13 protein-coding genes are annotated in these 14830 nt (G+C 63.2%); 11 read left to right on the forward strand and 2 right to left on the reverse strand.

Translation table 11 applies throughout. The annotated features are described in order from the left end of the window. Positions 1-24: 24 nt before the first annotated feature. Complete coding sequence (locus SynMINOS11_RS10430) at positions 25-1239, forward strand: lipid-A-disaccharide synthase-related protein (protein WP_186548398.1); 1215 nt, start codon at positions 25-27, stop codon at positions 1237-1239. 5 nt (positions 1240-1244) lie between these two features. On the opposite strand, the gene SynMINOS11_RS10435 is transcribed toward SynMINOS11_RS10430, so the two are convergent. Beyond that, positions 1245-1898 carry a ribonuclease D gene (locus SynMINOS11_RS10435; RefSeq protein ID WP_011936493.1) on the reverse strand — a complete coding sequence of 218 codons (654 nt, stop codon included), beginning with the start codon at positions 1896-1898 and terminating at the stop codon, positions 1245-1247. Positions 1899-2005: 107 nt separating this feature from the next. Between SynMINOS11_RS10435 and SynMINOS11_RS10440 the strand changes: the two genes are divergently transcribed. From SynMINOS11_RS10440 to SynMINOS11_RS10450, 3 genes are read left to right on the forward strand one after another with little or no spacing between them, the layout of a single operon-like run. Further along, on the forward strand, positions 2006-2425 hold the full coding sequence (locus tag SynMINOS11_RS10440; protein ID WP_011936494.1) for a Pex protein: 420 nt from the start codon (positions 2006-2008) through the stop codon (positions 2423-2425). A gap of 25 nt (positions 2426-2450) precedes the next feature. Next, on the forward strand, positions 2451-3005 hold the full coding sequence (locus tag SynMINOS11_RS10445; RefSeq protein ID WP_186548400.1) for a cofactor assembly of complex C subunit B: 555 nt from the start codon (positions 2451-2453) through the stop codon (positions 3003-3005). A gap of 60 nt (positions 3006-3065) precedes the next feature. Next, a complete protein-coding gene (locus SynMINOS11_RS10450; protein WP_186548401.1) occupies positions 3066-3911 on the forward strand; it encodes a dehydrogenase in 846 nt (281 codons plus the stop codon). Here SynMINOS11_RS10450 and hemF read toward each other — a convergent pair. Then, positions 3822-4811, reverse strand: a complete 990-nt coding sequence (gene hemF / locus SynMINOS11_RS10455) for an oxygen-dependent coproporphyrinogen oxidase (protein WP_255445550.1) — start codon at positions 4809-4811, stop codon at positions 3822-3824. The genes SynMINOS11_RS10450 and hemF overlap by 90 nt on opposite strands. A 144-nt stretch (positions 4812-4955) precedes the next feature. Between hemF and SynMINOS11_RS10460 the strand changes: the two genes are divergently transcribed. From SynMINOS11_RS10460 to ppc, 7 genes are all read left to right on the forward strand, one after another. Beyond that, the gene (locus SynMINOS11_RS10460) at positions 4956-6026 is read left to right on the forward strand and encodes an Mrp/NBP35 family ATP-binding protein (RefSeq protein ID WP_186548405.1); all 1071 of its coding nucleotides are present in this window, start codon (positions 4956-4958) and stop codon (positions 6024-6026) included. 4 nt (positions 6027-6030) lie between these two features. Beyond that, positions 6031-7311, forward strand: coding sequence for a rod shape-determining protein RodA (gene rodA, locus SynMINOS11_RS10465; RefSeq protein WP_186548407.1), 1281 nt, complete (start codon positions 6031-6033; stop codon positions 7309-7311). After that, positions 7308-8645: a sensor histidine kinase gene (locus SynMINOS11_RS10470; RefSeq protein WP_186548409.1), complete on the forward strand. Its 1338-nt coding sequence runs from the start codon at positions 7308-7310 to the stop codon at positions 8643-8645. The genes rodA and SynMINOS11_RS10470 overlap by 4 nt, the downstream gene beginning before the upstream one ends. A 56-nt stretch (positions 8646-8701) precedes the next feature. Continuing rightward, entirely contained in the window at positions 8702-9136 is a 435-nt protein-coding gene (locus tag SynMINOS11_RS10475) for a photosystem I reaction center subunit II PsaD (protein ID WP_011936501.1), read from the forward strand. A 75-nt stretch (positions 9137-9211) separates the two neighbouring features. Continuing rightward, the gene (locus tag SynMINOS11_RS10480) at positions 9212-10714 is read left to right on the forward strand and encodes an anthranilate synthase component I family protein (protein ID WP_186548411.1); all 1503 of its coding nucleotides are present in this window, start codon (positions 9212-9214) and stop codon (positions 10712-10714) included. Next, positions 10711-11844: a glutamate--cysteine ligase gene (gene gshA / locus SynMINOS11_RS10485; RefSeq protein WP_186548413.1), complete on the forward strand. Its 1134-nt coding sequence runs from the start codon at positions 10711-10713 to the stop codon at positions 11842-11844. Before SynMINOS11_RS10480 ends, gshA begins: the two co-directional genes overlap by 4 nt. A 32-nt stretch (positions 11845-11876) precedes the next feature. After that, positions 11877-14819: a phosphoenolpyruvate carboxylase gene (gene ppc / locus SynMINOS11_RS10490; RefSeq protein WP_255445396.1), complete on the forward strand. Its 2943-nt coding sequence runs from the start codon at positions 11877-11879 to the stop codon at positions 14817-14819. Positions 14820-14830 lie beyond the last annotated feature (11 nt).

Below are 14830 nucleotides of genomic sequence, written 5' to 3' on the forward strand. Positions count from 1 at the left end.
AAAACGGATCGTATCAGCCGCTCCATGCCCACCAATCGCCTGCTGGTGCTGAGCAATGGCCATGGGGAAGACCTCATCGCCCGCCGCATTCTTGAGCCGCTGCAACGGCTCGAGCCCAGCTTGGCGATCGCTGTGCTGCCCCTGGTGGGGCAGGGCAGCAGCTACCGGCAGCTGGAGGGCATCAGCGCCATAGGGCCTCGGCTCACCTTGCCCAGCGGCGGGTTTAGCAACCAAAGCGCTGGCGGCTTGGCGCAAGACCTCAAGGCTGGGCTACTGGGCAACACCTGGAAGCAGTGGCAAAGCCTGCGGCAGTGGAGCCATCAAGGCGGCCGGATCTTGGCGGTGGGCGACCTGCTCCCCTTGGCCATGGCCTGGGCCAGCGGCTTGCCTTACGGCTTCATCGGCACCCCGAAAAGCGATTACACCTGGAGCAGCGGACCAGGATCCGCCTGGCCAGCCGACGCCTACCACCGCTGCAAAGGCAGCGAATGGGATCCCTGGGAATGGGCCTTGATGCAAGGCAGCCACTGCCGGCTGGTGATCTGCCGCGACCGGCTGACAGCGCGGGGCCTGCGCCGCCATGGCGTGCGCGCCCTGGCCCCTGGCAATCCAATGATGGATGGCTTCCTGCCCCGCTCGATTCCGGCTTCCCTGACAGGCCTTCGGCGCCTGCTGCTGCTGCCCGGCTCACGGGCACCGGAAGCCCGGCGCAACCTGCGGCGCCTGCTCAAAGCGCTGCCACCATCGAGCGAGCATGTGCTGCTGCTGGCCTGCGGACATCAGCCCGATGACGCCAGCCTGCGGGCCCTGATGGAGCCCCTCGGTTACCAACACACTGAGGTCCCGGCTGGCAGCGATGCCGATGCGGCCTGGAACGGGCCCGGCGGCTTGTTGCTGCTCGGCCGCGGCCGCTTTGAAACCTGGGCCCCCTGGGCCGAGCTGGGCCTGGCCTGCGCCGGCACCGCCACCGAACAATTGGTGGGCCTGGGCTGCCCGGCCCTCTCGCTGCCAGGTCAAGGCCCGCAGTTCAAGCGCGGCTTTGCCGAACGCCAAAGCCGCCTGCTTGGCGGGGCCGTGCGGGTGTGCCAAAGCCCCGAGGCGTTGGCGACCGGGTTGCAGCTCTTGCTCAACGAGCCACAACTGCGCGCAGAACTTGGGCGGATTGGGCGCCGCCGCATGGGGCCAGCCGGCGGCAGCCTCGCCAGCGCCCAAGCGATTCAGCACCACCTCTTGCCCTAGGCCACTCAGGCGCGGTGCTCAAAGATTGAGCCGTATTGGAAGCGGTCGAGATCAGAGAACACGGGAATGCAGAGAAAGCAGCGCTGCGCCAAGCTCCAGCGCTCCTCCCGCACCAGCATCTGCTCGAGGCGGTCACGGGCCGGCAGCAAATACCGCACATCGTTGGCGGCGTAGGCCAGCTGTTGCTCGCTGAGCTCCTCGACCCGGCCCCAATCACTGCTTTGGGCCTGCTTGTCGAGATCCACGCCCACCAGCTCACTCACCACAGCCGCCAACCCATGACGGGGGCTGTAGGTGCGCGCCAGGCGGCTTGCCACCTTGGTACAGAAGATCGGATTCACCGCAATCCCAAGGCCACTGGCCATCGCTGCCACATCGAAGCGGGCGTAGTGGAACACCTTCTCGATGCCGGTGGCTTCCATCAGCTCTTTCAGCAGCGGGGCTTCGCTCTGGCCACGGGCGATACGAATGCAGCACACCCGGTCCTGGTCATCGCAGATCTGAACCAAGCAGAGGCGGTCGCGGCCATGGATGAGACCCATGGCTTCGGTGTCAACCGCCAAAGCCTTTGCATTTTTGTAATGTCCGAACCACTCAGGGCTGAGATCCCCGTCAAAGACAGCGAAGTGGGTGGGTGAAGCGGGGATGTCTTGGGGCATCGGCAGGGCAAATCAGCCCCAATCTGCCCGATGACTCGGCTATCTCACTTGAAAATCAAAACGAGACTGGGTTAGTGCTCGTTGAGAGCAAAACCACACGATCGGCCATGTCGCACCGGCGAGCCCAAGCCAACCATGGCTTGAATGACATCAAACGCTTCTTTGATCAGCCCCCGCTCCAGTACCTCGGACTGGAACTGGCCGTCTGCTGGATCCTCGACTGCCTGCTGGCAGCCGATTCCTATCCAACAGCCCTGATGAATCTGCTGGCCGAGCGCCATCCGCGCCTGCGCCTGTCGGAAACCGTGCTGCAGCAAGCGATTGCCTTCCTTGACCAGCAAGGCGCCATTGGCAGCTACTCCCAGCGCTGCCCCAGCCGCGGTCGCCCCCGCCGCATGCTGCACTTGGAGGAGTCCTACCGGGCCGAAGCTGAAGAGCTCATGCCCGCCTGGCATCGCTGGCTGAAGGACACCGAGTCCACCTCGGCTGCTCCCCAGAAGGTCACAGCAGAAGTGCTGAGCCGTTGAGAATGGCGGGGCTCAAAGCCCCGCAATGGATCCTGTTCTCAGCTCCACGCTGCTGCTCACCTCGCTGATGGGCATTGGCCTGGGTTTCTTTCTCAGGGCCGCCAGCAAGGACCGCACCACTACGGTGGATGTCAACAGCTCCCGGCCTCCTGTAGAGGTTCTCGATGGCCTCAACCACTGGCTGCTAGCTCGAGGCTGGCAAGCCAGTGGCGGCGACCCAGAACGCCAGGTGATGCGCTTTGAAGGCGCTGTGGCCTCCAGCCTGCCGCTAGCCCTGCTGCTCAGCAGCTTGGGCGCCGTGGGTGCCGCGAGCCTGGGGCTCGTTTTGCGTCAGCTGCTCCCCCAACTTGGCTTCTGGCCCCTGCTCCTGGCTCTGCTGGGACCCATGGCTGGCCTGCTGTATCGCCGCAAGGCCGAGCGCGTTGAAACCTTTGAGCTGCGGCTGCTGCCGCCCCAGGACTTCTGCCCCACAACCTTGAGGCTCAGGGGACACCGGGATGAATTGATTGCCGTCGAGCAAGAACTCGGTCGCCCACTGAATCTCCACAGCGATGGCGAGTTGCTGAGTTCCCCGGTTTAAGGCAATTGCCTTTGCAAATCAGATTTAACCGGGCAGCATGGGGGACCCATTTTGAATCCCATGGGTCGCATCGCTCTGCTCTTGGGCGGCTTTTTGTTGCTAGCCACCCCTGCCCAAGCAGGACTCATGGACTTGCTCGACAGCATCGAATCGCCCCTGCAAGAAAGCCCTGAGTTACCACCGTTGCCGGACGAACCCGGCAAAGGCAAAAACTGGATTGGCACGGAGATCCCCAAACCCGATCTACCGATCTTGGTGCTGGCAGGCCATGCCGATTCCCAGAGGATGGCCGGCTCTGGCACCCCTGGACGCGCCGTTGGCATGCGCGGTGCCCGGCCCATGCAGCCCGGCATCACCGATGAGCTGTTCTGGAACCTGCTCACCGCCAAAGCGGTTGTGGCCGAGGGCCAGCGGCAAGGGTTGAAGATGCACTTCTACGACCCCGGCGTGCGCACCATTCGCGATTCCGATGATCCACGCACCAACTGGAGCGTGGGTCGTGAGCATGTCTCAAACGGCGGATACGCCGTTGAAATCCACTACGACGCCTACTCACCCCATGGCATCGGCCCCGGCATCATCCCGGCGGTGCTCTATGGCTTCTCGGTGATGGATGAAGCCCTAGCTGAGGAATTTGGCGCTTACCCCTATGACTACCGGGGCATGCTCGGAGGCCCCCGCCGCGGCGTGGCGATGCTGGAAATTGGCCAGCTGGAAGGGGCGCTAGAAGCCGGGCTCCGCAATCCCTCCACGCGCCAACAATCGCTTCAAACCATTGCTCGCCGCGTGGTGCGAGCGCTCCGGCAGGGGATGGTCTTAGCCAACAGCCCCGTGGAGGGCACAACGCTGCTCAAGGGCAGCATCACCGAGCCAGTCCTGGGGCCTCGTGAAGACGTCAGTGAGTAGGGCCTCTCGGCTGCCCTCTTCAGCGGTGTAGCCATATTCCCAACGAACCAACGGTGGCAGCGACATCAGGATGGATTCAGTGCGGCCATTGGTCTGCAGACCAAAAATCGTGCCGCGGTCGAACACCAGGTTGAACTCCACATAACGGCCGCGGCGGTAGAGCTGGAACTGGCGCTCGCGATCCCCATAGCTGAGTCCTTTGCGCCGCTCAGCGATCGGCACGTAGCTGGGCAAAAAGGCATTGCCACAGGCAGACGCCAGCTGGAACAGGCTCTCCCAATCGCGCTCAGGAACCTGCTCGCTGCCCACAGCAGCAGCTGGACCCTGGGCATCAGGGCCTTTGTAAATGGCACCGCCGGGGGATTGGTAGTCATAAAAAATGCCGCCAATGCCGCGGGTCTCATTGCGGTGCTTCAAGAAGAAGTACTCGTCGCACCAGGGCTTGAACACCGGGTAATAGGCCGGGTTCACGCTGTCGCAAGCCCCCTTGAGGGTCTGGTGGAAATGCTTGGCGTCCTCCAGGAAGGGGTAGTAAGGGGTGAGATCGGCGCCGCCGCCAAACCACCACACCGGACCGGCTTCGAAGTAGCGGTAATTGAGGTGAACCGTGGGGATATAGGGGTTACGTGGGTGCAACACCATCGACGTTCCCACCGCATACCAGGGATGGCCCGCCGCTTCAGGCCTCTGATTGAGGATGGAGGGAGGCAGGTTTTTGCCCTGCACCTCGGAGAAATTCACACCGCCTTGCTCGAGCAGTGAGCCTTCGCGCAGAACCCTGGAGCGACCGCCGCCGCCTTCGGGGCGAACCCAGCTCTCCTCTTGGAAGCGACCGTCCCCATCGAGCTGCTCCAGCCCAGCACAAATGCTGTCTTGCAGCCCCATCAACAGGGCCTTCATACGGCTGCGGGAATCAGCAGGCGGGGTAACGGCGCTCAAAGGAACCTGCACAGCAGTAGCCCAACACCTTTTCAGTTGACCGGTGCCGCCGGCAAGTGTCTGTAAGGGGCTGTCACTAGGATCCGGCGCCAGAGACTCAACCCCATGGCCAGCCAGCAGGACGCGCTCAGCCAGCTCGCTGAGCTGACCGATGCCGGCAGCGGCCGCAGCTTGGTGGAGCTCGGCTGGATTCAAGGACTCAGGCTGGAGGGCAACCGGGCGGTGTTTCGCCTAGCGCTTCCAGGCTTTGCCCAGAGTCAACGCGACAGCATTGCGTCGGAGGCGCGCAACCGCCTCGAAGCCCTCGACGGCATTGACAGCGTGCAAATCGAACTAGCCCAGCCTGGCGGGGGAGCACCCATTGGTGCCGCCGGCCATGGCCAAAGTCAGCCGCGCCACCCCATTGAGGGCGTTAAGCAGGTGATTGCCGTGAGCAGCGGCAAAGGCGGAGTAGGGAAAAGCACCGTGGCCGTCAACTTGGCTTGCGCCCTGGCGCAACAAGGCCTGCGCGTTGGCCTACTCGATGCGGACATCTACGGGCCCAATGCCCCCACCATGCTCGGCGTTGCCGATCGCACCCCAGAGGTAGAAGGCGAGGGTGAGAGTCAACGGCTGACACCGATTGAGAGCTGTGGGCTGGCGATGGTGTCGATGGGTCTGCTGATTGGCCCCGATCAACCGGTGATCTGGCGCGGCCCAATGCTGAACGGGATCATCCGCCAATTCCTCTATCAAGTGGATTGGGGCGAACGCGATGTGCTGGTGGTGGACCTGCCGCCAGGCACCGGTGATGCCCAACTGAGCCTGGCGCAGGCGGTTCCCATGGCGGGCGTTGTCGTGGTGACGACGCCCCAGCAGGTTGCGCTGCAGGACGCGCGCCGCGGCCTAGCGATGTTCCAGCAGATGGGCATTCCCGTGCTGGGGGTGGTGGAGAACATGAGTTGGTTTGCTCCCCCCGAGCTGCCCGAGCAGCGTTACGCCATTTTTGGCAGTGGTGGTGGGCGCCAACTGGCCGATGAAAGCCAGGTGCCATTGCTGGGCCAAATCCCGATCGAACTGCCGGTGCAACAGGGGGGAGACAGTGGCCGCCCTGTCACGATCAGCCAGCCAGACAGTGTCACTGCGGCAGTCTTCAAGAACCTGGCCAGCGGCCTGATAGCTGCGCTCAAGATCTGACCCGATGCCCACCTACCAGGGGACCCGAGCCACGCGACTGGGAGCCAAAGCGCGGGGCCAGCGGCGCCAACGGATTCGTTTTGATCCGGTTCTCTGGGGAATTCCGGTCTTTTTGACCCTGCTCGCTGGTGTTCTGATCGCCAGTACCCAACGTCAATCACCGTTGGCCGACTGGGAAAACCACTGGATCACCGCCGTGGTGGCCATCGGCGCAGCCGTGGGCCTCTCCCGGGTTGCGCTCAAGCATCTGCAGCAACTGCTGCTGCCGGTCTACATCGCGACTCTGGTGAGTTTGCTGGCGGTGAAGCTGGTGGGCACCAGCGCCCTGGGGGCCCAGCGCTGGATCTCGATCGGCGGCTTCAATATCCAGCCATCGGAGTTCGCCAAGCTCGCCGCCATCCTGTTGCTGGCTGGAATCCTGGCCAAGCACCCGATCGAGCGCCCGGTGGATCTGCTGCGCCCCATGGCTGTGATCTCGGTGCCCTGGGCGATGGTGTTCATCCAGCCCGATCTCGGCACATCCCTGGTTTTTGGCGCCGTGCTGCTGGCGATGCTCTATTGGGCCGGCCTGCCACTGGAGTGGCTGGTTCTGTTGATCTCGCCGCTACCCACAGCCCTGATCGCTGGTCTCTTCCCCTGGGGATTAATCCCTTGGGGTGCCCTATTGGTGCTGCTGGCCTGGCGCAGCCTGCCCTGGAAATCCATCGCCGTGGTGGCGACCCTGGCCATCAATGGGATCTTTGCCTGGATCACCCCCCTGCTCTGGGAGCACGGACTGAAGGACTATCAGCGCGATCGCCTCATCCTGTTTTTGGATCCCACCAAAGACCCCCTTGGTGGCGGTTACCACCTGCTGCAAAGCACCGTTGGCATTGGCTCTGGGCAAATTTTCGGCACCGGCTTGATGCAGGGTCAGCTCACCAAATTGCAGTTCATTCCTGAGCAACACACCGACTTCATCTTCAGCGCCTTGGGCGAAGAGGCCGGGTTCATCGGTTGCCTTGTGGTCTTGGTGGCCTACCTCGTTTGGGCCTGGCGACTGCTGCAAATCGCGGGTCAAGCCCGCAGTGATTTCGAGTCGCTGGTGGTGATCGGCGTGCTGGCGATGGTGATGTTCCAGGTGGTGATCAACATCAACATGACCATCGGCCTGGGCCCTGTGACGGGCATCCCCCTGCCCTGGCTCAGTTATGGGCGCTTTGCCCTGCTGGTGAATTTCATGGGCATTGGCCTGGTGGCCTCCGTTGAGCGAGAGGCCCGGCGGGCTCGCATGCGTTTGCAGTGAGCGCCAACGATTCCCTGCAGACGCTGCGGCAACGCCTGGCAGCAGGGGTTCCCGCCTCAGGCGGCGATGACGCCAGTGCCAGGCGCCAGTGGTGGGCAGCGCTCACAGTTGTGCAGGAGCTGCTGCTGGAGCAGGGCTGCCAGCAGGGGCTGTGGCTGGCAGCGCCACTTCCTGCCTTGCATGAACCCCTGCTCATTAGCCGCTTCCATGGCTGGGTGTGGACCCCGCCGCAATGGAGTGGCCGGGCCCCCGAGCTCCCGGGCAGTGCCGCCAACAACCCAGCCAGCGAGCGCAGCCTCTGGCAGCTGCCGCTGCAAACAGGGGACGGCACCGATCCCTTGCTGCTGCTGATCACGGGCCCACTGCAAGTGGCGATGGCGCTGCATGGCAGTGGCGCCCAACGGCAGCTCTTGGTTCGTTTTGAGCAACCTTTGATCGCCGAACTGCTGCAATCGCTGGGCAATCGCTTGGCCAGCGAGCAGGGCGACGCCGCCAGCGACCTCAAGCACCAAATCCAACAACTGGGCAGCCTGGAAAATTCGCCGCAACTGGCTGAGCAGTTTTGGCCGCGCGTGGCCGCCCAATTGGCCAAGGCCACTCCGAGCCTGACCCTGGTGAGTGCTGCCAGCAACGAAACCGACGACTCCGATCAACAGCTGGGGCTGCTGGAGGCCATTGCCCATGAAGTGCGCACACCGCTGGCAACGATCCGCACCCTGATTCGCTCACTGCAAAGGCGCTCAGACCTATCTCCCCCGCTGCAAAAGCGCCTGGGACAAATCGACCACGAATGCAGTGAGCAGATCGATCGCTTTGGCTTGATTTTTCAGGCGGCCGAACTGCAGCGCCAACCCAGCCAACAGCGGGCCCTGGCGCGGACCGATCTAGGCGCCTTACTGCCCGGGCTCGAGCAGATCTGGCAACGCCAACTGCAGCGGCGTGATCTGACCCTGGAGCTGGAGCAACCCGAGCAGCTGCCTGCGGTGATGAGCGATCCGGTGTTGCTCGAATCGATGCTGATTGGCCTGATGGACCGCTTTAGCCGCGGACTGCGCCGGGGCGAGAGTGTTCGGGTTGAGCTGGCCTCAGCAGGTGAGCAGCTCAAGCTGCGCTTCAGCGGCGGGCGCGATGACGACGACAGCCCCGGCGACACCGCCAGCGTGGGTCCGGTACTGAGCTGGGACCCAGCCACCGGCAGCCTGCAACTCAGTCAAGCCGCCACCCAGAAGCTGTTCAGCAGCCTTGGCGGGCGCCTCACCGAACGACCTGGCAGCAGCCTGACGTTGTATTTGCCCCTCGCCAATGTTGAAGGCTGTGAAGAGAACGGCGCCTGAAGCAGGCAGATCGCAGATGAGTGCTAGCTTCCAGCCATACCTAACCAAGTGGCTTAATGTCCACGGCATCCACTCTCAGCGGCCAGCTCCCGCAGTTCATTGGCAGCACAGGCGGCCTTCTGAACGCTGCTGAAACCGAAGAGAAGTACGCGATCACCTGGAACAGCGACTCAGCTCAGGCCTTTGAGTTGCCCACCGGTGGTGCCGCGATGATGAACTCTGGCGAGAACATCATGTACTTCGCGCGCAAAGAGCAATGCCTGGCTCTGGGCACCCAGCTGCGCACCCAGTTCAAGCCCCGGATCGAGGACTACAAGATCTACCGGATCTACCCCGGTGGTGACATGGAATTCCTACACCCAGCCGATGGTGTGTTCCCTGAGAAGGTGAACGAAGGTCGCCCCATGGTGGGCCATAACCCCCGCCGGATCGGCCAAAACACCAATCCGTCCACGATCAAGTTCAGCGGCCGCAACACCTTCGACAGCTGAACCAACGGCGCTTGGCGCCACATCCTTTAGAAAGGCGGGTCGAACGACCCGCCTTTTTTTCTGCCAAGCCCTGTGATGGCCAGTCCCGATCCGACTACCAACTTCGAGCCGCTGTGGCGGCGTTGGCCGGCGGACCTGGACACGCCGCTGAGCACCTGGCTGAAGGTGGGCCAGGGCCGGCCCTATGGCGTTTTGCTGGAGTCGGTCGAGGGCGGAGAGCATCTAGGCCGCTGGAGTTTTGTCGCCAGCGACCCTCTTTGGGTGCTGAGTGTGCGCGGCGATCAAGCCTGGCTGGAACACCGCGATGGGCGCCGCGAATCGCTCCAAGGCGACCCCTTTGAACTGCTGCGCCAACGCCTCGCCCCCTACAAAAGCGCCCCAATCCCTGGGCTTCCACCGGTGGGTCAGTTGTTTGGCTTCTGGGGTTACGAACTCATCCACTGGGTCGAGCCCAGTGTTCCGGTGCATCCCCGCAGCGATGACGACCAGCCCGATGGCTGCTGGATGTTCTGCGACACCCTGCTGGTGTTTGACCAGGTGCGGCGCCAAGTGACGGCTGTGGCTTACGCCGATCACAGCCAAAACGACGATCAAGCAGCCGCCAGAGCGGCGGCTGAACAGCGGCTGGATGCCCTAGAAACCCAATTGCAGCAGCCCCTACCGGCGGGCCTGACGCCACTGGCCTGGAAAGAGCAGGACGCCCAATCGCTCAAGGTGGTCAGCAACACCTCCCAGAGCGCCTTTGAAGACGCTGTCCGCCAAGCTCGCGACCACATCGGCGCCGGTGATGTCTTCCAACTGGTGCTGTCGCAACGCTTGGAGGCGGAGGTCAGCCACGACCCCTTCGATCTGTACCGCAGTCTGCGGATGGTGAACCCATCGCCCTACATGGGGTTCTTCAGCTTCAACGGCTGGCATCTGATTGGCTCCAGCCCCGAGGTGATGGTGAAAGCCGACCCCCAAGACGATGGCCGGGTGGTGGCGTCGCTGCGGCCGATCGCTGGAACCCGTCGCCGCGGCAGCACAGCCGCCGAGGATCAAGCCCTCGAAGCGGAGCTGCTCGCCGATCCCAAAGAACGGGCCGAGCACGTGATGTTGGTGGATCTCGGCCGCAATGACCTGGGCCGGGTCTGCCAGCCCGGCAGCGTTGCGGTCAAGGAGCTGATGCTGATTGAGCGCTATTCCCACGTGATGCACATCGTCTCCCAGGTGGAAGGCAATCTGCAGCCGCAGCACGATGTTTGGGATCTCCTGCGGGCGTCCTTCCCAGCAGGCACCGTCAGCGGAGCACCCAAGATTCGGGCTATGCAGCTGATCCATGAATTGGAACCCGATGCCCGCGGCCCCTACTCAGGGGTCTATGGCTCGATGGACCTCTGTGGTGCCCTCAACACCGCCATCACGATCCGCACGATGGTGGTGCAACCCGGAGACAACGGGCGTTGGCGGGTGCAAGTGCAAGCCGGAGCCGGCGTTGTGGCCGACTCTCAGCCGACCGCCGAGCACGAGGAAACCCTCAACAAAGCCCGCGGCATGCTCAAGGCCCTGGCTTGCCTCGAGCCCGGCCAACAGCCATGAGCCAAAGCTTGCTCAAGGGCTTTGAAGTGGAGATGTACACCGGCCGCCCCGACGGCACGGTGGTGGGCTGCTCCAGCGAAGCCGCCGCGGCCATCGACGGGATCGTCACCGAGCCCGACCGCCGCAACCTGGAATACATCACACCGCCCGAAGCCTCCTATGCAGCGCAACTCCAGCACTTGCTGGAGCCTCGCCAGCGCCTACGCCAGTGGTTGCAACAGCGTCAGCTCACCTTGCTGCCGGGGAGCAGCCTGAGCCTTGGCAACAGCCAACACTTTGAGCGCTCCAATCCCGACAACCCTTATCACCAGTTCATCGAGGACAGCTACGGCACCCGTGTGGTGACCGCCAGCGTTCACATCAACTTTGGTCTGGAGAGCAGCGAAACGATCATGGCGGCCTGCCGGCTGCTGCGCTGCGAAGCCGCACTGCTGCTGGCCCTCAGTGCCAGCTCCCCGTTCCTTGATGGCCAAGCCACAGGGGCCCACTCCCAACGCTGGCGGCAATTCCCCATCACCCCACAGCAGGTGCCGCTGTTTGAAAACCATCAGCACTACATCGATTGGATGCATACCCAGCTGGAACAACGGCAGATGCGCAACGTGCGTCACTTCTGGGGATCGGTGCGTCCCAATGGACCGGAGCGACCGCAGCAGCTCAATCGCGTCGAGCTGCGGGTCTGCGATTTGGTGAGTGATCCGCGCGATCTACTCGCCATCACTGCGTTTGCGGAATTGCGGCTGCTGCAACTGATCGATCGGGGCCAGAGCGAAGATCCCCTATTCAGCAGTGAGCTGAGCGCCGCTGAGCTGGCTGAGCTGGCCGACCACAACGACCAGCAAGCCGCCCTGACCAGCCTGGATGCTGAGCTGCGCCACTGGCGCGATGGCCGCTCCATCAGCGCGCGGCAGTGGATCCAAGACCAACTCCAAGACCTCAACGCCTGGGGAGACCAACAGCCCGCCATGGCCTGGCTTGATCGCCTGCCAGCACTGCTCGAGCGCGGAAACACCGCCATGCAATGGCTGCAGCGCCAGCAGAGCGGTGAGAGCATCTCCGCCATCCTCAGCGCGGATATTGCGGCGCTGGCGGCCCTTGAGCAGGACTTGCTGATGGACGGTTTGGGATGATCGAAACGTCTTCCACTGCTTCGACCTCGCGCATGCCGGCTTCGCAGACCGAGACAGTCCAGCCCGTCGGTCGCCGCACGCTGCGTCAGCTGAACGAACGCTTGGAGCTGGTCGAAGAGCTGTGGGGCAACGTGCTGCGCAGCGAATGCCCGCCTGAGCAGGCCGCACGGGTGCTGCAGCTCAAGCAGCTCTGCCGCGAAGACGAGACTTCCGATCAGATCATCGACCTGATCGTGGCGATGGATCTCTCGGAAGCGATCGCTGCTGCCAGGGCTTTTTCCCTCTATTTCCAACTGGTCAACATCCTCGAGCAGCACATCGAGGAAGACCGCTACCTGGCCACGATGAGCCAGGACAACATCGCGGAAGCCGCGATCAGCGACACCCTCAATGGCCACCTGGCCAACCACGACCAGCCCGCCACCTTCCAGCGGCTGTTCCAGCGGCTGCGCGCCCTCAATGTGCCCCCCGGGCTACTCGAGCCCCTGCTGCGGGAGCTTGATGTGCGGCTGGTGTTCACCGCGCACCCCACCGAGATTGTTCGCCACACGGTGCGCCACAAGCACCGCCGCGTCGCCCATCTGATTCAGCGCCTGGAAGGGTTGAACGACGAAAACGACAGCTTTGATGATCGCCAGGGGTTGCGCCAGCAGCTGCTCGAAGAGATCCGCGTCTGGTGGCGCACCGATGAACTGCATCAGTTCAAACCATCGGTGCTCGATGAGGTGGATTACGCCCTGCACTTCTTCCAGCAGGTGCTGTTCCAGGCGATGCCACTGCTACATGAACGCATCCGCAAGGCGCTGAAGGACTCCTACCCCGATGTGACACCGCCGGAAGACGGGTTCTGCACCTTCGGCTCATGGGTGGGCTCCGACCGCGATGGCAACCCCTCGGTCACACCGGAGATCACCTGGCGCACCGCCTGTTACCAGCGCCAGTTGATGCTGGAGCGCTACCTGAGCTCGGTGCGCAACCTACGTAACCAGCTGAGCATTTCCATGCAATGGAGCCAGGTGAGTCCGGCACTGCTGGAGTCCCTGGAGATGGACCGGCTGCGGTTCCCGGAGATCTACGAAAAACTGGCGGCTCGCTACCGGCTTGAGCCCTACCGGCTGAAGCTCTGCTACGTGCTGCAGCGCCTGGAGCTCACCCACGAGCGCAACGCGCAACTGTCTGAATTGGGCTGGGAATCTCCCCTGAGCGCCACCGAGCCGGAGGAACAAACCCTCAGCAGCAGCCTGACCCCGCAGCAGGAGCTGCACTACAGCACCTACCAGGACTTCCGAAGTGATCTGGAACTGGTTCGCACCAGCCTGGAAGCCACCGGCTTGAGCTGCGAACCGCTGAATCGCCTGCTCAGCCAGGTGCAGATCTTTGGGTTCTGTCTGGCCTCCCTCGATATTCGCCAGGAGAGCACCCGCCATAGCGAAGCCCTTGCCGAGCTCACCCGCTACCTGCAACTACCCCAGGACTATGAGGCCATGGAGGAGCCGCAGCGGGTGGAGTGGCTGCTGGAGCAGCTGCAAACCAGGCGGCCACTGATTCCCACCGGTCCGCTTTGGAGTGATGCCACGGCGGAAACCTTTGCCGTCTTCCAAATGCTGCGGCGGCTCCAAGAGGAATTTGGGCAGCGGATTTGCCGCACCTATGTGATCTCGATGAGTCACACGGAGTCGGATCTGCTGGAGGTGCTGCTGCTAGCCAAAGAGGCCGGCTTGGTAGATCCGGTGGAAGGCACCACACGCCTGCAGGTGATTCCACTGTTTGAAACGGTGGAAGACTTGCGCTGCGCCCCTGAGGTGATGGGCGCTGTGATGGCTCGGCCCTTCTACAAGCGACTGCTCGCCAACGAGGAAGTGCCGCTGCAGGAGGTGATGCTCGGCTACTCCGATAGCAACAAAGACTCCGGCTTCCTCTCCAGCAACTGGGAAATCCACCGGGCCCAAATCGCCCTGCAATCGCTGTGCAGTGAGCACAACATCAGCCTGCGCATCTTCCACGGACGCGGCGGCTCGGTGAGCCGTGGTGGTGGCCCGGCCTATCAAGCGATCCTGGCCCAGCCCAGCGGCACCCTCAAAGGCCGGATCAAGATCACAGAACAAGGGGAGGTGCTGGCCTCGAAGTACGCCTTGCCGGAACTGGCGCTCTACAACCTCGAGACGGTGACCACCGCTGTGCTTCAAAACAGCTTGCTCTCCAGTGGCGTGGACGACACCCCCAGCTGGAATGAGCTGATGGAACGGCTGGCTTCACGCTCGCGTCAGCACTACCGCGCCCTGGTGCATGAGCACCCGGATCTGGTGGCCTTCTTTGAGCAGGTCACCCCGATTGAAGAAATCAGCAAGCTGCAAATCAGCTCGAGGCCGGCCCGGCGCCGCACGGGCGCCCGGGATCTGTCCTCACTGCGGGCCATTCCTTGGGTGTTCGGCTGGACCCAAAGCCGCTTCCTGCTGCCCAGCTGGTTTGGTGTGGGCGCCGCCATCCGCGAGGAATTGGGTGACGACGGTGAGCAGCTCGACACCCTGCGCACCCTCTACCAGCGCTGGCCCTTCTTCCGCATGCTGATCAGCAAGGTGGAGATGACCCTGGCGAAGGTGGACCTGTCCTTGGCGAAGTACTACGTCGACTCCCTTGGCAGTACTGACCGCGCCGATGCCTTCCAAGAGATCTTCGCCACCATCGCTGCCGAGTACAGCCTCACCAAGGAGCTGGTGCTCAAGATCACCGGCCATGAACGACTGCTCGATGGCGACCCACCGCTGCAACTCTCGGTGGAGTTGCGCAATCGGACGATCGTGCCCCTGGGCTTTTTGCAAGTGGCCCTGCTGCGGAGGCTCCGCAACCAGAACCGCCAGCCCCCCATGAATGAATCCGATCTGAGCGATACGCGCACCTACAGCCGAGGTGAGCTGCTGCGCGGTGCCTTGCTCACCATCAACGGAATTGCCGCTGGCCTGCGCAACACCGGTTGAGGCAGCAGCGA

The sequence above is a fragment of the Synechococcus sp. Minos11 genome, from assembly GCF_014279855.1.
GTDB lineage: Bacteria > Cyanobacteriota > Cyanobacteriia > PCC-6307 > Cyanobiaceae > RCC307.